This window comes from Pseudomonas sp. NPDC078700, assembly GCF_044542375.1.
Classification (GTDB): Bacteria; Pseudomonadota; Gammaproteobacteria; order Pseudomonadales; family Pseudomonadaceae; genus Aquipseudomonas.
Genome location: NZ_JBITUI010000004.1, coordinates 479445 through 498717, shown reverse-complemented (window position 1 = coordinate 498717; position 19273 = coordinate 479445). Strand labels below are relative to the sequence as shown.

Here is a 19273-nt window from a genome sequence, read left to right as displayed (position 1 = left end):
GTCTGGCGGGTTGCTGGTGTAAACTTGCGTGTTTTTTGTTCAATTCGAGACCAACAGCATGATGTTTTTAGCGTTACGTCGCCTGTTTATCGTCGCGACTTTGCTGGTGTTGGCGGCCTGTCAACACACGCCTCAAGAGGCTAATTTACCGACTGATCCACTGGTCAGCGGTTTCAACCAGCTTGATCAAACCTTGAGCAATGGCGATCTGGCAGCGGCTGAGCAGCAGCTCGATATTTTGAAGCTAAGCGCAGCGGGGGACACTCGCCTTGAGGCCTACCAGCGGCAACTGGCAGAGGCCTACTTGCACCAAGGCCAACAAGCCCTGCAGAGTGGCGATCTAAATACTGCAACCACCGCCCTGGGTCGTGCGCGCAGCATGATGCCTCAAGCACCCGCACTGACCACCGGTCTCGATGGGGCTATCGCCAAAGCCCGCGAGACTGAACTCAACGCCGCCCAAGAGCAGCGTGCAGCTGGCGCCAAGGCTGACGCCGCACGTCTTGAGCAAGCCCAGCTATTGCGCCAGGCGGCTGAAACCCAAGCGGCTGTATTGGGTGTAGCACGTTTAGCCGAGCCGCCAGTGGCTAGCCGCACGCCCGGTAAACCTAAAGCGCAAGTGATCAATCCATCCGAGGCTAACAGCCTGGTATTGATGCCGATGCTGGATAACCAGGACAACGACAGCTTGCGTCGTTTGCTCGACCAAGCGGCGTCTGATGTCGTGCATTTCAACTGCGCCGTGCATATTCAGGTTCGCGAAAGCAAAGATTACCCCTGGGTTGCCGCGCTACTCAACGCGCGCATCAAGCGTATTGAGCCGAATTACAAGGCCAGCATGAGCTACACCATCAAGGCTGATTCGGTCCCGCGGTTACTGCTCAGCCCACGGCCGAACCTTTAATTCGCCTATCCGTTTACCAAGGCGGGCCATGCACTTGCCTGCCCTGTGCGTTTATTGAGCAGGGCTGTTAACGGCTGTGCAGGGTATGCAGGCGTTGTTGGTCTGCAGGGTATTAATTGAGCCGCCAGCTAAACTGCGCTAAATACCACGATCGTTAGTTCGATTTCGTTATAACCATAGGTCTACAAAGATTTTTGAGACCTATAGAGCTGCGGGTAAACTACGCAACCTTTTTGCGCTCACCCGCGCACTTTGAAAACCCAAAAGGTTTACCGCGTGATCAATTTTCAACAGGTCCATAAGGCGTACAACGTCAATGGCCAAGCGATAACGGCGCTACAGCCGACCGACTTGAACATCGCCAGAGGCGAAGTGTTTGGCATTATCGGCCATTCTGGTGCCGGTAAAAGCACCTTGCTGCGCCTGATTAACCGCCTTGAACAGCCTTCAGGTGGACGCATCGATATTGACGGTGAAGAAGTCACCGCCTTGGATGCCAACGGCTTGCGTGGTTTTCGCCAGCAGGTCGGGATGATTTTCCAGCACTTCAACCTGCTGTCCTCGAAAACCGTTGCTGACAACGTTGCCCTGCCGCTGAAACTGGCCGGCAAGTTGTCACGGGCTGATCTTGATAAACGTGTTGCCCAGCTGCTCGCCCGTGTTGGCTTGAGCGACCACGCCAAGAAGTACCCGGCACAATTGTCCGGTGGACAGAAGCAGCGTGTGGGTATTGCCCGCGCCTTGGCCACTGAGCCGAAAATCTTGCTGTGTGATGAAGCCACCAGCGCACTCGACCCGCAAACCACTGCGTCGGTCCTGCAACTGCTGGCCGAGATCAATCGCGAGCTAAACCTGACCATCGTTTTGATCACCCATGAAATGGATGTAATTCGCCGTGTTTGTGACCGCGTTGCTGTGATGGATGCGGGGGTGATTGTCGAGCAGGGACCAGTGGCTGATGTGTTCCTGCACCCGCAACACAGCACCACCAAACGCTTCGTGCAGGAATCCGAGCACGTCGATGAGCAAGAGCAACACGATGACTTTGCCCATGTTGAGGGCCGCATTTTGCGCCTGACCTTTCAAGGCGACGCCACTTATGCGCCTCTGCTGGGTACGGTTGCCCGCCAGACGGGCGTGGATTACAGCATTCTGGCCGGTCGTATCGACCGGATTAAAGACACGCCCTACGGCCAACTGACTTTGGCCCTGACCGGCGGTGATCTGGACGCAGCCATTGCTTGCTTCGCAGCGGCTGATGTTCACTTGGAGGTGTTGCGCTAATGGAAAGCCTATTTCCAAATGTCGACTGGGTCGAAATCTGGCAGGCCAGCCTCGATACCCTGAGCATGCTCGGCGGCTCACTCCTATTTACCGTATTGCTCGGTTTGCCCCTTGGCGTGCTGTTGTTCCTCACCAGCCCACGGCAAATGTTTGAGCAAAAAGCCTTCTATGGCCTGCTTTCTCTGCTGGTTAACATACTGCGTTCAGTGCCCTTTGTGATTTTGCTGATTGTGATGATCCCGGTGACCGTGGTCGTTACCGGCACTTCATTGGGCGTCGCTGGGGCCATTCCACCGCTGGTGGTGGGTGCCACGCCATTCTTCGCACGGCTGGTCGAGACCGCCCTGCGTGAGGTCGACAAAGGCATCATTGAGGCGACTCAAGCCATGGGCGCGACAACCAGGCAGATCGTCATCAACGCGCTGCTGCCAGAAGCTTTGCCCGGCATCTTTGCGGCGATCACCGTGACCGCAATTACCTTGGTTTCTTACACCGCAATGTCCGGCCTGATCGGTGGCGGCGGTCTTGGCGACCTCGCTGTGCGTTACGGTTATCAGCGCTACCAACCCGACGTAATGCTGGTCACCGTGGTGCTCTTGCTGGTGCTTGTGCAGGTTCTGCAGAGTGTTGGTGACAAGCTGGTGGTGCACTTTTCACGTAAATGATTGCAGCAAGCCCGACCCGCTTGCGATGGAATTGAATTAATAGAACAGTGCGGTTATCAGCCGCCGCTTAACATCCCACAAGGAGATACATGATGAAAAAGTTGCTCGTTGCTGCTTTCGCAACCGTCGCTGCCTTTGCTGCTCACGCTGAAACCCTGAGCGTTGCGGCTACTGCTGTACCACACGCTGAAATCCTCGAGTTCGTGAAGCCAGCACTGGCAAAAGAAGGTGTTGATCTGGACATTAAAGTCTTCACTGACTACGTCCAGCCAAATGTTCAGGTTGCGGAAAAGCGTCTGGACGCCAACTTCTTCCAGCATCAGCCGTACCTTGATGAGTTCAACAAGAGCCGCGGTACCAAGTTGGTAAGCGTTACCGGTGTGCACGTTGAACCTTTTGGCGCTTATTCGACCAAGTACAAGAGCCTGGATGAGCTGCCACAAGGTGCTACGGTGGTCATTCCTAACGACGCCACCAACGGTGGCCGTGCATTGTTGCTGCTGGAAAAAGCCGGTCTGATCAAACTCAAAGACTCGAACAACATCCTGGCAACACCAAAAGATGTGGTTGAGAATCCTAAGAACATCAAGTTCCGTGCGCTCGAAGCCGCTACTCTGGCCCGCGTATTGACTCAGGTCGACCTGGCGCTGATCAACACCAACTACGCGCTGGAAGCCAAGCTCAACCCAACCAAAGATGCACTGGTGATCGAAGACAGCAACTCACCATACGTGAACATCCTGGTTGCCCGTGAAGACAACAAAGACAGCCCAGCCATGCAGAAACTGGCTAAGGCCCTGAACAGCCCTGAAGTCAAAGCCTTTATCGTTGATAAGTACAAAGGTGCGATCGTTCCAGCCTTCTAATTGAGTGCTGAAGCCCTGATGCAGTGAAAAGCCGCTCTTAATGAGCGGCTTTTTTTATTGAAATCCATCGTTGCGCTGATCGGTGTTACCTATCCGATGGCTTACCAGTGCTTAGGCCACTTGTGCGATTTGTAGCTCTACATGGAGTCCGGCCGTGGTCAGCATATTGATTAGCGTATCGATGCTGAACAGCGTGATCTTGCCGCGAAGCAGGTCAGAGATGCGCGGTTGAGTTACGCCTAACAGCTTGGCGGCCTGAGCCTGCGATAAGCCTTTAGCTGCGATGCAGTCCTTCAACGCGATCATCAAGGCGGAGCGCAGTTTCATGTTTGCAGCTTGGACCGGGTTGTCTTCAATGGCATCCCAGACACTTTCAAAACTCTGGCTCACTGGCCTAACCCCTTTATCAAGTCTTTGAGTCGTTAGGTAGCCAGCACTATGTCTGCACGGCTGGTCTTCTGGGTCTTCTTCTGGAAACAGTGCAACACGTAAATGGCGTTTTCCAACCTCGTCACATAGATCACTCTGTGCGCTGTTGATGTGTCATGAATACGTATTTCACCAACACCTGCACCGATGCTTGCCATCGGTCGCCAATCATCTGGGTCACGACCTAGCTGAATATGATCCAGTTGGTGGCCAGCTTCTCTGCGGACCTTTTCTGGAAAGCTGCACAAATCCTTGAGGGCATTTCCACAAAAACGCAGGGGCCTATGAGTTCCTTTCATAAGTCATGACCATACAAAATTTTGTATTAAATAAACAAGCCCCTTTTGTCGATCAAGGGTTCACACCGCTTAAACACTCAAGCAAACAGTCCAGCGCTGGCTGGCGTTGGGCGCGGCGGAGCAGGGCAACCAGTTCGCGGTGGAAGGTTAGCGGGCCGAGCTCAATCACTCGTAGCTGGGTTGGTCGTTGCAACCATAAACCGGCACGCGGGATCAGTGATACGCCCATGCCGTTTTCAACCATACGCACTATGGCCTCAAGCTCATCGAGTTCTAAGGTATCGCGCACTTCAATATGCTGTTCACGCAAGAATTTACTGACTAATCGGCCGCCAAAGGAGCGTCGGTCGTAACGAACGAAGGGGTGTTCGGCGAGTATCTGCAAAGGCTTATTGCAGGTGACGGACAGGGGCGTGATCAGCACAAAGGGTTCGCGTACCAAGCTGACTTCGAGCAGCTCTTTGGGCAATTCGAAAGGTGGCTTGATGAGCAATGCCAGATCCATTTCGCCAGCATCGACCTGGCCGAGTAGGTTCAGGGAAACCCCAGGGATGATTTTAACTTCGACCTGCGCCGCCTGAGCACGAAATTTCGGTAAGGCATCAGGCAATATCCCGGTTTGAACGCTGGCAATTGCCCCGACTTTCAGCTCTCCGCGCCATTCTGCCAGTGCTGTGGGTACGGCCATTTGTGCATATAAGCCAAGCATTTGTTCTGCCAACGGCAGTGCGTGGCGGCCCGCAGCATTGAGTACCGCTGAGCGGCCGCTGCGGTCAAACAACCGTAACCCCAAACCTTGTTCTAGCACGCGCATTTGCGCGCTGACGGCTGACTGAGTCAGACCCGCGTGCTGGCCTGCAGCAGCGAAAGTGCCGTGTTTTGCGACCAACAAAAAAGTCTTTAGCTCGCGGAGCATATAGCACCTCAATTGATCATTTTTATTTGAGCTTGGGCGCAATAATATTCGCTTTTAATCATTTTTACTGTAGCTAAACTGAAGCCATTGAATCTCAACAGGACATCAGCATGGCACTCGCCCCGTTCCACTTGGCTATCCCCGTTTATGACTTAAACGCTGCACGGCACTTTTATGGTGAGGTTTTTGGTTGCCCTGAAGGTCGCAGCAGTGAGCATTGGGTCGACTTTGATTTCTTTGGCCACCAACTCGTGATCCATGAGAGCCCGAAGACCGATTCGCAATCGCAGGCGCAGAGCAACCCCGTCGATGGCCATGACGTGCCGGTGCCGCATTTTGGCGTGGTCTTGGGGTGGCAGGATTGGGAGCAACTGGCGCAGCGCTTGCGCGACCGGCAGACCGAGTTTGTGATTGAGCCTTATGTGCGCTTCAAGGGGCAAGTCGGTGAGCAAGCCACTATGTTCTTGTTTGACCCTTGCGGTAATGCGCTGGAGTTCAAAGCTTTCAAAGACTTGTCACAGATGTTCGCCAAGTAAGCATCTGTTGGCCCGCGCAAAGCAGAGGGTTATTTTGCGCGGGTGTGGCTGCTTAGTCTTTTTGCATCAACAGCGATGGTAGCTCAGCCGCAAGTTTCTGATTGTTCAGTGGCGAACGAATAAAACCGCGCTGCCTGCCGTCGGGCCCAATCACCACCAAATTACCGCTGTGATCAACGGTGTAATTTGGCTTGCTGGTGTCGGCTGGAATAAACGGAATGCTGACGCCGTTGGCGAGCTTTTCGATAACTTTTTCATCGCCGGTCAAACCCATGAAGCTGGGGTCAAAGTAACCGAGGTATTTCTTCAGTTGCTCCGGAGTATCGCGATGGGGGTCGACGCTGACCAGCACCACGCGCAAGTTATCCACAGCCTCTTTGGGCAGCATTTTTTTCAGTTCACGCAGCTCCGCCAATGTTGCCGGGCAAATGTCAGGGCAAAAGGTGTAGCCAAAAAACAGCAGGCTCCACTTGTCTTTCAACTGCTCGGTCTCGAATGGCTTCCCATCTTGGTCAACCAGATCGAGATTCGGTACATCTCGGCCTTGAGGCAACAATACAATACCGGCATCAAGTAATTTGGTTGGGTCAGCCTGACCCTTGCTGTTAAGTACTTTATTTACCGTGAGCCCTAATACCAGAGCAACGACAGCGACAAGAACAAAAACGGTAGTTTGAGTACGGGTCATGGCACCAAAATCTATAGGTTGAAGAAAAAGTAGTGGTCTACCAGCAGGGCGATAAACAACAGAAATAAGTACCAGATACTGTACTTGAAGGTGTTGATCGCTGCGTGCGGTTTGCTGTCACGGTACAGCACCAGTGACCACTGCAGAAAGCGCGCACCCAAGATTACCGCACAGGCCAGATACAGCAACCCGCTCATATGAATGGCGTAAGGCAGTAGGGTAACGGCGAACATCATGCAGGTGTAAAGAATGATGTGAACCTTTGTGTAATGTTCACCGTGGGTGACTGGCAACATCGGAATGTCGGCCTTGGCGTATTCCTCTTTGCGGTGAATGGCCAGCGCCCAGAAGTGCGGCGGTGTCCAGGCGAAGATAATCAACACCAGCAGCAAGGGTTCGGCACTGATGTGCCCAGTGACCGCCACCCAGCCAAGCAGCGGCGGTGCTGCGCCAGCCAAACCGCCAATGACGATATTCTGTGGGGTCGCCCGCTTTAAAAAGCCGGTGTAAAGCACTGCGTAGCCAAGCAGGGAGGCGAGTGTCAGCCAAGCCGCCAGCTCGTTAGTAAATGCCAAGAGTAAACACATGCCGCTCACGGCCAAGAGCAGGGCAAAGCTCAGTGCAAGCACGGGCGACATGCGTCCAGAGGTCACCGGGCGTTTGTGGGTGCGCGCCATGATCGAGTCGATTCGCCGGTCAACGACATGGTTCACCGCAGCCGCAGCACCTGCGCATAAACCAATGCCAAGGTTACCGAAGATCAAGACCTGCCACGTCACTCCTGCTCGCGTAGCGAGAAACATGCCCACCAGGGAGGTGATCAACATCAACACCACGACACGTGGTTTGGTCAGTTCGAGAAAATCTCTCCAACTGAGTTGGGTTGTTTGTTCACGTAATAGAGTTGCCATAGGGTGACTCCTTTTACTTGTTCTTATGCGTTAGACGCCTGCAAAGCGCCTGACTTGTGCCGCAAAGTGGGTTGGTTTTCTTTGACCTGTGCGCTCAGGGTAGCCGGCGCTCTCACGCAGTAATTCACCAGAACAGTGCATAGCAGCAACACCGCGCCACCTGCGTTATGGGCCACTGCAACCACCAATGGCAGATGAAAGATCACATTGCTGATGCCCAAGCAAACCTGCACTGCCAGTGCCAGCAATACACCGCCTGCCAGCCGGCGCAGACCTGAAACGCGTAACCGCCACGCCAATATCAGCAGCATGCAGGTGACGAGCATTGCGCCAACACGATGAGTCATATGGATAGCGGTACGGGCATCACTGTCGAGTTGGCCGCCAAGGTAATTCGGACCAATGTGTTGGCTGAGGTGAAAGCCATTGGCAAAATCCATTGCTGGCCACCACTCACCGTGGCATCTGGGTAGGTCGACGCAGGCCACCGCTGCGTAATTACTGCTGACCCATCCACCTAAGGCAATTTGTCCAATCACCAAGGCCAGTGCCGCACCGGCGAGTAGCCTTAAACGTGAAGGTATTGCAGGTATTACCGGCGCGCGACCTGACAGACGCAGGGTTAATAAAAACAGTAGGCTCAGGGTGGCAAAGCCGCCGAGCAAGTGCAGGGTAACAACTTGCGGCCAGAGTTTAAGAGTGACCGTCCACATACCGAAGGCGGCTTGTACAATCAACAAGCCAAGTATCAGCAGTGGCAGCTTCATCGGTTGAGCAGCGCGCCCATGTTGCTTCAGGGCATGCAAGGCCAGGCCAAAAATGACCAGGCCGAGGGTGCCGGCAAAGTAGCGGTGGATCATTTCCGCCCAGCCTTTGGCAACCTCGACTGGCGCCTCAGGGAAGCGCGTTGCTGCCAGCCCTTGAGTGTGTTCACTCATGGGCACGCCGATAAACCCGTAGCATCCAGGCCAATCCGGGCAACCGAGCCCTGAGTGACTGAGGCGCGTGTAGGCACCCAGTATCACCACAACGGCTGTAAGCAATGTGGCAAACAATGCAAAGCGATAGCCCGGTTTAGTCATCACGCACACTCCTTAAGTGCACATCCGTTTTTAGCCAATGCGCGACAGTTTGAGCATATAAAGCAAGTCTTTGAGTGCTTCTTTACCGGTGTTGCTGCTGTCATAACGCAGCACTAGGTTGCCGTGTGGATCGACAATCCACAGTTGCGCTTCAGCTGCTTTGGCACCTGTGTGCTCTAAGGTTTTCTGGTAGTGAGTCAATTGCAAGGCATGTTGGGTCAGTTGTGGATATTCGCGCTTGAGCTGGTTGTTGTATTCGTGGCTGATCGGTTGGCTGGTGGCGAGCGTATGGGTTGCTCGTGTGGCCTCGCGATTTAGGCCGATATTGATTTGGCGGGCTAGAAAAACCAGCTTCTTGCAGTCATCTGCGCAATCGTTTGGTGCGGTCACCAGTAGCTGCCAGCGCTTATCTGCGGCATCGCTTACGCCCAGACTGTCGAGGTTTTCCCCGGTAGCCAGTAGTTCGCCGTGATAACTGCGGCTCTGGGGCAGCCAGAATTTGCCGTAATACATCGCGGTTGCCAGCACCATAGGACCAATCACGATGGCCAGTATCAACAGCAACTGTAAGCGTCCGCTAAGCCGACTTCTCGGCAGCGTATCAGGCATGGTGATGCTTGGGTTCATTGCGAGGCTCCCGTGCGTTATGCACACCTAGGTAAATAAATAATCCGACTAAGGTCAGCGCCATCGCGAACCACTGCACGGCGTAGCCAAGGTGCTTGTCAGGACTCATCGAAACCACCGGCCATTGGGTTTCAAATGCTGCGAGGCCGGGTTCTATTCTCAGCTCTTCGGCCAAACCGGCGCGGCCGAGTTGCTGCCACAGCGATTTCGCGTCGACTTTGGTAATAAGCGTTGGCCATGCGTTAGCAGGTCCGCTGTCTTGCAGTTGCAGGCCATCACCCAAAGACACATAGACTGAGGCGTTGAGCTGAAGTGTTGAACCTGGCGTGCTGAAGGTCGGCGGGGTACGTCGGTCAGGCCATGGTATCCAGCCGCGATTGAGTAGCACCCATAAGCCACTGATTTGATCGTAAAAGGGTTGCAGCACCTCAACGCCTGCATGGCCATCACGAATGCGGTTATCCAGCAGTAGGCTGTGTTGGTTGTCGAAAGAGCCTCGTAGCTTTACGCGCACATAAGCCCGGTCAGTTTTGCCTTCAAGTTGGTCAAGGCTGATTGGCGCAGCGATTTCTTGCAGTTGGTGGGCCGCGAGCATTTGTCGTTTCTGTTCGGCGCGATCGAGTTGCCAAAAACCCAGGCTGACCAGTACGGGCAGCAAAACAAGCACTGCAACGCTCGGAATCACGCCCGGGCGAAAACCGCTCATGACATCCGCCTAAGTGACCTGACGGAGCTGGCTATACTGCAGGTTAAGCGCATCTATCTCCCCCCGGAGTCTTTTAGGAGTCACGCATGCTCAAAGCCGCGATCATCCTGCTACTGCTTGCGACCCTGGTCAGTTTGTTCAGTGGCCTGTTCTTTTTGGTTAAAGATGAAGGCCATGGCTCGCGAGTGGTCAACTCGCTGACCATTCGAGTCAGTTTGGCCGCTGCAACCCTGGCACTTATCGCCTGGGGGTTTTACAGCGGTCAGTTGGTCAGTCATGTTGCTTGGTAAGGTTCTGGCAGGCCGCTGAACTCTGCTCGGTTATTTCTTCAGCGGTTGCCTGCCCTTGCGCCTTAACGCGAGCTCTTTGGCTAAGGTCAGAGCACATAGACGAAGATAAACAAGCCGAGCCAGACCACATCAACGAAGTGCCAATACCAGCTGGCGGCTTCAAAGCCGAAGTGTTTGTCCGGGTTGAAGTGGCCCTTCATGATGCGCATCAACATCACGAACAGAATCAGCGCGCCCATGGTTACGTGCGCACCGTGGAAACCGGTGAGCATGAAAAACGTTGCCCCATAAATGCCTGAGCCTAGGGTCAGGCCAAGGTCGTTGTAGGCTTCGTGGTATTCGTAAGCCTGCAAAAACAGGAAGGCCACGCCGAGCAGAACTGTCAGTGCCAGCCAGGCTTTGAGTGCGCCGCGATGGTCTTTCTTCAGGGCGTGGTGAGCGAAGGTCACCGTGAAGCTGGAGCTGACCAGCAAGATGGTGTTGATCAGCGGTAAATGCCAAGGGTCGATCACACCACTTGGTGGCGGAAATAGCTTTGGATCGGGTGTGTGCAGCAGCGGCCAGCTGAACTCGAAGTTTGGCCACAGCATATTGGCAACGCCTTTAGCGCCTTCGCCGCCAAGCCAAGGTCCAGCAAGGTGGCGAACATAAAAAAGTGCGCCGAAGAATGCAGCAAAGAACATCACTTCTGAAAAGATGAACCAGCTCATGCCCCAACGGAATGAGCGATCCATCTGCGGGCTGTAGAGGCCACCGTGACTTTCTTTGATCACGTTGCTGAACCAGCCAAACAACATATAGGCCATGAACAATCCGCCAATAAAGAAGATTAGCGGCCCATGGGAGTCCGTGCGGTTTGCGGACATATCATTGAACCAGGTGCCAACCCCGAAGACACTAATCAGCATGCCTAGCGTGGCAATGATTGGCCACTTGCTTTGTGGTGGTACGTAATACGTTTCGTGAGACGCCATCTTTGTTCTCCTTATTAAGGCGAAACTACGCTCATTACTTATGACTAACCTGCGCCACCGGCGGTATGCGATCGGTGACATCAAACAAGGTGTAAGCCAACGTCAGGTGATGCACGTCGGCGGGTAGGTCTTTATCCACGATGAATCGCACTGGCATTTCGATGCGCTCACCGGGCTGGAGTATTTGCTGGCTAAAACAGAAACACTCAGTCTTGTGAAAATAGGCGGCGGCTTCGGACGGCGCGATACTCGGGATAGCTTGAGCTGTCATCGGCTTGTCCGTTGGGTTGCTGGCCACAAACAGCATCTGGTTGGTGCCGCCTGGGTGTACAACGATGTCATCAGCCATGGGCTTGAACACCCACGGCATGTCGATGTTGTTGGTGGCCAGAAACTGTACCCGCACTTCTCGCTGGGTATTCTCAACTTGAGCGCCCTCATAAGCAGCGCCGCTGGTCTTGCCATTGATGCCGAACGCTTGGCACATCACGTCATAAAGCGGCACTAAGGCAAAGCCAAAGGCAAACATTCCCACCACCACACCTAACAGGCGGAGTACAAGACGGCGGTTGGGTGTTTGACTGCTCATAACGGCTCCTTATTTAACTTCAGGTGGCGTGCTGAAGGTGTGGTAAGGCGCAGGCGAGGGAATCGTCCACTCCAAACCATCGGCACCGTCCCAAGGCTTGGCGGGCGCAGGCTTCCCGCCACGTATGCACTTGATGACAATGAACAGGAACAGCAACTGAGTGGCACCGAACATAAATGCGCCAATCGAGGAGACCATGTTGAAGTTGGCAAACATCAGGTTGTAGTCCGGAATCCGCCGCGGCATGCCAGCCAACCCAACGAAGTGCATGGGGAAGAAGGTCATGTTCATGCCGACAAAGCTCATCCAGAAGTGCAGCTTGCCTAGCGTTTCGTCATACATATGGCCGGTCCACTTTGGCAGCCAATAGTAGGCCGAGGCAAAGATGCCGAAGATCGCCCCTGGGACCAGTACATAATGGAAGTGGGCCACCACAAAGTAGGTGTCGTGGTATTGGAAATCAGCCGGTGCAATCGCCAGCATCAGTCCGGAGAAACCACCGATGGTGAACAGGATGACGAAGGCCACGGCAAACAGCATCGGTGTCTCAAAGGTCATTGAGCCTTGCCACATGGTGCTGGCCCAGTTGAACACCTTGACCCCGGTCGGCACCGCAATCAACATCGTTGCGTACATAAAGAACAGTTCACCGGTTAGAGGAATACCGACGGTGAACATGTGGTGCGCCCAGACGATAAACGATAAGAAGGCAATCGAGGCCGTCGCGTAAACCATCGAGGTATAGCCAAATAATGGCTTGCGTGCGAAGGCCGGTATTATCGCGCTGACGGCTCCAAATGCCGGCAGAATCATGATGTACACCTCGGGGTGCCCGAAGAACCAAAACACATGCTGGAACAACACCGGATCACCCCCGCCAGCAGCGCTAAAGAAACTGGTGCCGAAGTGAATATCCATCAGCATCATGGTCACCACCCCCGCCAGTACTGGCATTACGGCAATGAGCAGGAATGCGGTGATGAGCCAGGTCCAGACAAACAACGGCATTTTCATCAGGGTCATGCCGGGTGCACGCAGATTAAGGATGGTCGCAATAATATTGATCCCACCCATGATCGAACTGACCCCCATCAAGTGGATGGCGAAGATGAAAAAGGTCACGCTTTCAGGTGCGTATGTGGTCGACAGTGGCGCGTAGAAGGTCCAGCCAAAGTTCGGCCCGCCGCCCGGCATAAACAAGGTGCTAATCAACAAACCAAAGGCCGCTGGCAGGAGCCAGAAGCTAAAGTTGTTCATTCGCGGCAGGGCCATGTCTGGCGCGCCAATCATCAACGGCACCATCCAGTTGGCCAGCCCGACAAATGCAGGCATCACTGCGCCGAAAACCATGATCAGGCCATGCATGGTGGTCATTTGGTTGAAGAATTCCGGCTGCACAATTTGCAGGCCGGGTTGGAACAGTTCAGCACGAATGACCATGGCAAAGCTGCCGCCAAGCAGGAACATGGCGAAGCTGAACCAGAGGTACATGGTGCCAATGTCTTTATGGTTGGTGGTGAGTACCCAACGCATCAGGCCTTTAGCAGGGCCGTGGTGATGGTCATGTCCTGCATGACCGTGGTCGATCACTGCACTCATGTCATTGCTCCTCGGCTTGCTTAAGCTCTAGCACTTCTTTTGGGGTGACCATATCGCCCATCTTGTTACCCCAAGCGTTTCGCTCGTAAGTAACCACTGCAGCGATATCAACCTCAGACAATTGCTTGCCGAAGGCGGCCATCGCTGTGCCGGGTACGCCGTGGAAAACTTTACTGAGGTGATCCTCTTTGGGTCCCGTAGCGACTTTCGAGCCATCCAATGCCGGGAACATAGGCGGTAAACCTTGGCCTTCTGGTTGGTGACATGAGGCGCAGGTGGTGTGGTAAATCTTGTCGCCGCGGGCAACCAGCTCTTCAAGTGTCCAGTCTTTCTCGGTCAGCTCTTTAAGCTTTGCGGTTTCGGCTTTTTGTTCCGCTAACCACTTCTCGTAGTCAGGCTTGGACTTGGCCTCAACCACAATGGGCATAAACCCATGGTCCTTGCCGCACAGTTCAGCGCACTGTCCGCGGTAAATTCCGGGCTTATCAATGCGGGTCCATGACTCATTGATAAAGCCGGGAATAGCGTCTTTTTTTACTGCCAGTGCAGGCACCCACCACGCATGGATAACGTCGGCGGACGTAATCAGAAAGCGGATCTTCTCACCCACCGGGACCACCAATGGCTGGTCGACCTCAAGCAGGTAATGTTCGCCTTTATCCGCTTTGTTGTGGATCTGCTCGGAAGGTGTCGCCAGGTTGCTGAAGAACTCAACATCCTGACCCAGATATTTATAGTGCCATTTCCATTGATAACCGGTGATCTGGATATCAACGTCTGACTCAGTGGTGTCGTAGATATCTATCAGGGTCTTGGTCGCAGGAATGGCCATTAATACCAGAATCGCCAAGGGCACTATGGTCCAGAGAATCTCGACTGTGGTGCTTTCATGGAAGTTGGCGGGTACTTGGCCGGTCGAGCGTCGGTGAATGAACATCGACCAGAACATAGCGCCGAACACGATTACACCGATAACTACACAAATCCAGAAAATGGTCATGTGCAGGTCGAAAACAGTGCGGCTTACCTCGGTAGCGCCTTGCGTCATATTGACGGTCCAGCTCGCCTCAGCGGTGCTGAACGCCAACCACAGCAGCAGGCCCATCCAAACACGTGGATGTCGCGACATTGCGGGTTCCCCTTATCATTCTTGTTATCCCGCCGGCGTAGCCTGCGGCAAAGGGATCAACTGCCAAGCTCTAGCGCGTGTGTACGGCCAGAGTCTGTGGCAACAACTGTCAAGCCCTCTCCGTGCCGAAGCCCGTCCGGTTCCATCAAGCAGTGCCTATCGCTCTGGAGTATAGTCGGCACCTAGCAGCCCGCAATGTCAAAGCTGAAATGTCTAGTACTGGCTTAGACCTGTGGCTAACACTACGAATGGCGGGGCTTTGGCAACGCCATCAATCTAGCGTTATAGCTGGTTGCTATATGAATTATCGGATTTATGATAATCGCGTCTTAGGCTTTTGCAGGCAGCAACTAGGGTTGCATGGGTCTGTTAAACCTAGGAGTCGGTAGCCGATAAAGTATCTGTAATCTAAAGATCCAACCTTTGTCTATGGAGTGACTACCCACTAGCAGTTGATCGCCGTGCCGGATGGTTATTGGCCTGCGCGCTGCCACTTAAGCACTAAAGCCCTCGCTCGAAGGAGCTGCCATGAACACCCCCGCTTTGCGTGAACTTATAAAAAAAGCACAGCAACATGAGGCTAAAAGCGGTCAACTTGCCGCCCATTTACAAACTCAGATCAAGCACATTCATCCCAGTATTCGCTTGCCAGAAGCCAACCCCTTAGCGGCGCTTATTGGTTTTGTGACGGCTTATATCGAAGAAGTCCCGCAAGTAATTGATGCGGCGACTGAAGTTGCAAGAGAGGCCGGGATAGAAGACCGCATAAAGCCTGTGCTCAAGGTAGCTGAGCAATATTTTCTACAACCACCGGCGCTGATGTCTGGCCATGAAGGCTTGGATGGCTTGCTCGATGAGGCTTATTTGGCGCATCGCTTGGTTGAGGAAGTGAATGATCTGTATATCACTCATCTTGGGCAACCGTTGATCCCCTTGGATACTACGGTTGCTAATTTAATTGCCCACCAGTTGATTGGCGAGCCGTTTGCCAATCAACTCGATGAAGCGGTGCATCGCACTGTAGTGGGAATGCTCAATGAAGACAGCTTCAGGCAGGACTCTGTGGTTGCTTATCGAGAGCGTCTGAGCGCGCCGAATACCGAAGCCGCGTGGCAACGCTGGCCTTGTTTCTCGGAGCAATTAGGGGTTGAGCTGGTGCTGGATGGGCAGCGCGTCAGCCAGTAAAAAGGTCGGCGATAACAGCGCTAAATGCGGTTATCGCCTGCCATTCTGTTAGTCGTGACGATAGCGCGCCCGTGGTGTAGCCAACGGCATCGGGCCTTCATCAATCGAGCGAAACTCACCCAGTTCAGCATCATAGGCGACGATCTCACTGGTCTCGATGTCATACACCCAGCCATGCACAAATAGCTGACCACTGGCGATTTTGGCTGCAACTGAAGGGTGTGTGCGCAGGTGGTCGAGTTGGGCGAGCACGTTTTCTTTGGTCAGTATGCCCAAGGTGTTGTGACCGTCACAGCCGCAGTTCTCAGCGACTACGGTTTTTGCCACTTCAGCATGACGCAGCCAGGCTTTAACTGTTGGCATTTTTTCCAGCGATTCAGGGTTGAGTACCGCCTTCATCGCGCCGCAGTCAGAGTGGCCACAAATAATGATGTGGTGCACATTAAGCGCCATGACCGCGAACTCGATAGCGGTCGAAACGCCGCCCATCATTTGGCCATATGGCGGAACCACGTTGCCAACGTTACGGGTGACGAACAAGTCGCCAGGATTGGTTTGGGTAATCAGTTCAGGAACGATGCGTGAATCGGCGCAGGTGATAAACATGGCGCGGGGCGTTTGCTCGTGCGCAAGCTTCTTAAACAGCTCCTCTTGCTGAGGAAAAACTTCCTTACGGAAGCGGCGGAAACCATCAACAATGTACTGCAACGCCTCATCAGCGCTTTCTGTCGCAGGGGCGTCTAGTTGTTTTTTATCCATGCTGCCAACCTCGAAAACCACGGAAATATCAAAGCCTGCCGGCTCAGATTAATCGTCTGCCGGTTTTATCAGGCCAATACTGGACAGCTAAAAAAGTCTACAGGTCACAACTTTCGATGCTATATCGCAGCGTAGCAGTGCTTGCTTGCTAGTCCGTATCAAACTGCCAGATGTTGACTCTGACCGCCGAGTTTACGGGTCTGCTGCATCAAGAAAAATGCTTTTTGTAACCTGATTTAGCCGAGCTGACGGTTGGAAAATCAGGCTAAGACAGTCTTCGCAGGCCTAGCATGAACCAGCGCATTGATGGCTGCACCACTAGAGGCCTTCGACCTCGGCCAAGAAAGGCAAATCAGGCCCTGTACGCGAGCAGGTGATTGCCGATGCCTGCACTGCCAGCTTGAGCATGGTATTAATTTGATTACGGCTGATGGTGCGCAGTGCTGCAGGAGAGTCGAGCTGATTGCGCTGTAGGTAGGCGAGTAGAGCGGCCTGAAATGTATCGCCAGCGCCCACGGTATCGCGCGTGATGACTTTGGCTGCGGGTAGCGCCCAATGACCATGTTGATAACTGAACACGCTTGCACCCTGCTTGCCGCGGGTTAGAAAAATCAGCTGGCAACGTTCAGTTAGCCAACTGTTAACCAGAGCATATGGGTCATGCTCTGGGTAAAGCAGTTCAAGGTCTTCGTCGCTGACTTTAATCATGTGGGCGTAGCCGATGAAGGTTTCCACGCTCTGTCTCCACAGCGCAATATCGGGTTGCGGGTTAAGCCGAACATTGGGGTCGTAACTGATCAGGCGTTGCTGGTGATGAGCTTTGACCAACTCAAGAAATGTAGCTGCCACCGGCGTTACCACCAACGAGTACGAGCCGATATGGATGCCCCGAACGTGCGCGCCAAGTGAGGGTAAGTGTTCACTGGCCACTTGCCGGTCTGCACAACCTTCACCGCGAAAGGAGTAGTGTGGTGAGCCCTGTTCATTAAGCCCAACCATGGCTAAAGTGGTTGGAGCATCTGAGCCTATCAGGTAGTCATCGGCAACCCCTTCCTCTGCTAGCACACGGCGTAACCGCAGGCCAAAATAGTCGGTCGAAATGCCGGTGAACAATGCAGACTCAGCCCCCAGACGACGTAAACCAATTGCCACATTGAAGGGCGAACCACCGGCAACTGCCTTGAACTCAACCTCGCTATTGCGCGGGCTGGGCTCCACACTGAAAAAATCGAATAATGCTTCGCCACACACCAGATACATGTTTGACTCCCTCAGATGCGTAGTTAAATGCACAGGCCGCAAAAGCGCTCAGCCAATGGGTAACCACGACCAAGCAGAAAATGACTTACTGATACTGCTTCAGGTGTTCATAGTAACGTTGATAAACACTCTCATATTGCGCGCTGCGTTGTGGGTCTGGTTTTGTGTGAGCGTGTTGATCAAGCCTTACGCAGGTGTTGCAGAGCTTTTCGAGTGAAACTGCTTCGCCTTTGAGTGTGGCGACGCACCACGCTGCTTGAATCGCCGCACCGAGCGCTGCGGCTTCAGTGTGTTCAGGGCACACCAGCGGCGTGGCCATTATGTCGGCAACGGCTTGACGCCACATTGGGCTTTTAGCCGCGCCGCCAATCAAACGGATATCGCGACTCTCAATGCCACTGTCACGCAACAGGTCAAGGCCGTAACGCAGGCTGAATAGTGTGCCTTCTACCACGGCACGGCAGAGGTTTGCGCGGTTGAGGTTTTCACTGGTCATGCCGCTTAAGCTGGCAGTCGCATGGGGCAATGCTGGCACGCGTTCGCCGTTGAAAAACGGCATCATCAGCAGGCCTTCAGCGCCAATTGGAGCGGATTCTACTAGGCTGGAAAAGTCATTCAGATCGAGCGCCAGCAGTTGTTGAATCAAGCCGCTGGCACTGGTTAGGTTCATGGTGCAAATCAGTGGTAACCAGCCACCGGATGAGGAACAGAACGCAGCGACTTGTGGGTGCGCGCTAATTACGGGCTGGTCGCCATAAGCACATAAAGTGCCTGAGGTGCCAAGGCTCATAGTGATTGCACCAGAGCGAATATTACCGGTGCCAATGGCTCCCATCATATTGTCCCCGCCGCCGCTGGCAACGATGACATCAGGGTTTAACTGCAGACGTTCGGCGGCCGCGGTGCGCAAGGTCCCAACAGCCTGGTCGGCGTCGATTAGCTCTGGCAACGCTGCGGTTAGACGTCCGCTCGGGTCTATATGCTCCAGCAGCTCACAGTCCCACGTACGCGTGCGAATGTTGAAGTAACCCGTGCCAGAGGCATCACCATATTCACTGCAGCAGCGCCCAGTCAGCCAATAGTTGAGGTAGTCGTGGGGCAGCAGAATATGAGCAATACGGGCAAATAGCTCAGGGTGATTTGCCTGTGTCCACAGTAATTTGGACACCGTGTAACCGGGTGCGATTGCTACACCTAGGCGTTCGATAGAACCAGCTTCACCGCCCAAGTCATCGAGTAGCCTCTGGTTTTCGGCAGTTGATTCGGTGTCGCACCAGAGCTTGGCCGGGCGAAGAACCGTTCCTTGCTCATCGAGTAATACCAAACCATGCTGCTGGCCTGAAACCGCCATGCCTTTTATGGCTTGGCCCGAAATGCCAGCTTGCTGTAAAGCTGCATGGGTGGCCTGTTCAAGCGCTATGAGCCACTGATCAACGTCTTGTTCGCGGCGTCCGTTTGCTCCGCTGATCAATCGGTGTAAAGCACTGCCCTGACCTAGAACCTCACCCGTTTCTGGGTTGAGTATCAGTGCTTTAGTGCCTTGGGTGCCGCAATCGATACCTAAATACATGGTTG

At 53.9% G+C, this 19273-nt stretch carries 22 protein-coding genes; 7 read left to right on the top strand and 15 right to left on the bottom strand.

What is annotated here, in order from left to right; translation table 11 throughout:
• Positions 1–28: 28 nt before the first annotated feature.
• The 4 genes from ACIGCM_RS16435 (at position 29) to ACIGCM_RS16420 (ending at position 3719) form a co-directional block, all read left to right on the top strand.
• Positions 29–904 (top strand): hypothetical protein, encoded by an 876-nt coding sequence (locus ACIGCM_RS16435; RefSeq protein WP_397503141.1) that lies wholly within the window; start codon positions 29–31, stop codon positions 902–904.
• A gap of 276 nt (positions 905–1180) precedes the next feature.
• Positions 1181–2188 carry a methionine ABC transporter ATP-binding protein gene (locus ACIGCM_RS16430; protein WP_397503140.1) on the top strand — a complete coding sequence of 336 codons (1008 nt, stop codon included), beginning with the start codon at positions 1181–1183 and terminating at the stop codon, positions 2186–2188.
• Positions 2188–2853 (top strand): methionine ABC transporter permease, encoded by a 666-nt coding sequence (locus ACIGCM_RS16425; RefSeq protein ID WP_397503139.1) that lies wholly within the window; start codon positions 2188–2190, stop codon positions 2851–2853. The genes ACIGCM_RS16430 and ACIGCM_RS16425 overlap by 1 nt, the downstream gene beginning before the upstream one ends.
• 92 nt (positions 2854–2945) lie before the next feature.
• Positions 2946–3719, top strand: a complete 774-nt coding sequence (locus ACIGCM_RS16420; protein ID WP_397503138.1) for a MetQ/NlpA family ABC transporter substrate-binding protein — start codon at positions 2946–2948, stop codon at positions 3717–3719.
• Positions 3720–3830: 111 nt separating this feature from the next.
• On the opposite strand, the gene ACIGCM_RS16415 is transcribed toward ACIGCM_RS16420, so the two are convergent.
• Genes ACIGCM_RS16415 through ACIGCM_RS16405 form a run of 3 tightly spaced genes read right to left on the bottom strand, consistent with a single transcriptional unit; the run spans position 3831 to position 5363 of the window.
• Positions 3831–4109: an XRE family transcriptional regulator gene (locus ACIGCM_RS16415; RefSeq protein WP_339489250.1), complete on the bottom strand. Its 279-nt coding sequence runs from the start codon at positions 4107–4109 to the stop codon at positions 3831–3833.
• A 32-nt stretch (positions 4110–4141) separates the two neighbouring features.
• Complete coding sequence (locus ACIGCM_RS16410) at positions 4142–4447, bottom strand: type II toxin-antitoxin system RelE/ParE family toxin (protein WP_397503137.1); 306 nt, start codon at positions 4445–4447, stop codon at positions 4142–4144.
• A 52-nt stretch (positions 4448–4499) separates the two neighbouring features.
• Positions 4500–5363: a LysR family transcriptional regulator gene (locus tag ACIGCM_RS16405; RefSeq protein WP_397503136.1), complete on the bottom strand. Its 864-nt coding sequence runs from the start codon at positions 5361–5363 to the stop codon at positions 4500–4502.
• 110 nt (positions 5364–5473) lie between these two features.
• On the opposite strand from ACIGCM_RS16405, the gene ACIGCM_RS16400 reads away from it, so the two are divergent.
• Positions 5474–5899: a VOC family protein gene (locus tag ACIGCM_RS16400; RefSeq protein WP_397503135.1), complete on the top strand. Its 426-nt coding sequence runs from the start codon at positions 5474–5476 to the stop codon at positions 5897–5899.
• Between the two features lie 52 nt (positions 5900–5951).
• Here the strand turns inward: ACIGCM_RS16400 and ACIGCM_RS16395 are convergent, their stop codons facing one another.
• The 5 genes from ACIGCM_RS16395 to ACIGCM_RS16375 are packed head-to-tail and all read right to left on the bottom strand — an operon-like array spanning position 5952 to position 9913.
• On the bottom strand, positions 5952–6587 hold the full coding sequence (locus ACIGCM_RS16395) for an SCO family protein (RefSeq protein WP_397503134.1): 636 nt from the start codon (positions 6585–6587) through the stop codon (positions 5952–5954).
• A gap of 11 nt (positions 6588–6598) precedes the next feature.
• Positions 6599–7498, bottom strand: a complete 900-nt coding sequence (gene cyoE, locus ACIGCM_RS16390) for a heme o synthase (protein ID WP_397503133.1) — start codon at positions 7496–7498, stop codon at positions 6599–6601.
• 23 nt (positions 7499–7521) lie between these two features.
• Positions 7522–8580, bottom strand: coding sequence for a heme A synthase (locus ACIGCM_RS16385; RefSeq protein WP_397503323.1), 1059 nt, complete (start codon positions 8578–8580; stop codon positions 7522–7524).
• Between the two features lie 30 nt (positions 8581–8610).
• Positions 8611–9207, bottom strand: a complete 597-nt coding sequence (locus ACIGCM_RS16380; RefSeq protein WP_397503132.1) for a hypothetical protein — start codon at positions 9205–9207, stop codon at positions 8611–8613.
• Positions 9182–9913, bottom strand: a complete 732-nt coding sequence (locus ACIGCM_RS16375) for an SURF1 family protein (RefSeq protein ID WP_397503131.1) — start codon at positions 9911–9913, stop codon at positions 9182–9184. Before ACIGCM_RS16375 ends, ACIGCM_RS16380 begins: the two co-directional genes overlap by 26 nt.
• 86 nt (positions 9914–9999) lie before the next feature.
• Here ACIGCM_RS16375 and ACIGCM_RS16370 point away from each other — a divergent pair, with 86 nt between their 5' ends.
• Positions 10000–10203, top strand: a complete 204-nt coding sequence (locus ACIGCM_RS16370) for a twin transmembrane helix small protein (RefSeq protein WP_397503130.1) — start codon at positions 10000–10002, stop codon at positions 10201–10203.
• Positions 10204–10289: 86 nt separating this feature from the next.
• On the opposite strand, the gene ACIGCM_RS16365 is transcribed toward ACIGCM_RS16370, so the two are convergent.
• Genes ACIGCM_RS16365 through coxB form a run of 4 tightly spaced genes read right to left on the bottom strand, consistent with a single transcriptional unit; the run spans position 10290 to position 14494 of the window.
• Complete coding sequence (locus ACIGCM_RS16365) at positions 10290–11177, bottom strand: cytochrome c oxidase subunit 3 (RefSeq protein ID WP_397503129.1); 888 nt, start codon at positions 11175–11177, stop codon at positions 10290–10292.
• Positions 11178–11211: 34 nt separating this feature from the next.
• Entirely contained in the window at positions 11212–11766 is a 555-nt protein-coding gene (locus tag ACIGCM_RS16360; protein ID WP_397503128.1) for a cytochrome c oxidase assembly protein, read from the bottom strand.
• Between the two features lie 9 nt (positions 11767–11775).
• Positions 11776–13365 carry a cytochrome c oxidase subunit I gene (gene ctaD / locus ACIGCM_RS16355; protein WP_397503127.1) on the bottom strand — a complete coding sequence of 530 codons (1590 nt, stop codon included), beginning with the start codon at positions 13363–13365 and terminating at the stop codon, positions 11776–11778.
• 1 nt (position 13366) lies between these two features.
• Positions 13367–14494, bottom strand: coding sequence for a cytochrome c oxidase subunit II (gene coxB / locus ACIGCM_RS16350; RefSeq protein WP_397503126.1), 1128 nt, complete (start codon positions 14492–14494; stop codon positions 13367–13369).
• 528 nt (positions 14495–15022) lie between these two features.
• On the opposite strand from coxB, the gene ACIGCM_RS16345 reads away from it, so the two are divergent.
• Positions 15023–15679, top strand: coding sequence for a hypothetical protein (locus tag ACIGCM_RS16345; RefSeq protein WP_397503125.1), 657 nt, complete (start codon positions 15023–15025; stop codon positions 15677–15679).
• A gap of 48 nt (positions 15680–15727) precedes the next feature.
• Here ACIGCM_RS16345 and ACIGCM_RS16340 read toward each other — a convergent pair whose 3' ends face one another.
• The 3 genes from ACIGCM_RS16340 to xylB form a co-directional block, all read right to left on the bottom strand.
• Positions 15728–16438: a carbonic anhydrase gene (locus tag ACIGCM_RS16340; RefSeq protein ID WP_397503124.1), complete on the bottom strand. Its 711-nt coding sequence runs from the start codon at positions 16436–16438 to the stop codon at positions 15728–15730.
• Positions 16439–16756: 318 nt separating this feature from the next.
• Positions 16757–17698, bottom strand: coding sequence for a carbohydrate kinase (locus ACIGCM_RS16335; protein ID WP_397503123.1), 942 nt, complete (start codon positions 17696–17698; stop codon positions 16757–16759).
• An 85-nt stretch (positions 17699–17783) separates the two neighbouring features.
• Complete coding sequence (gene xylB, locus ACIGCM_RS16330) at positions 17784–19268, bottom strand: xylulokinase (protein WP_397503122.1); 1485 nt, start codon at positions 19266–19268, stop codon at positions 17784–17786.
• Positions 19269–19273: the final 5 nt, after the last annotated feature.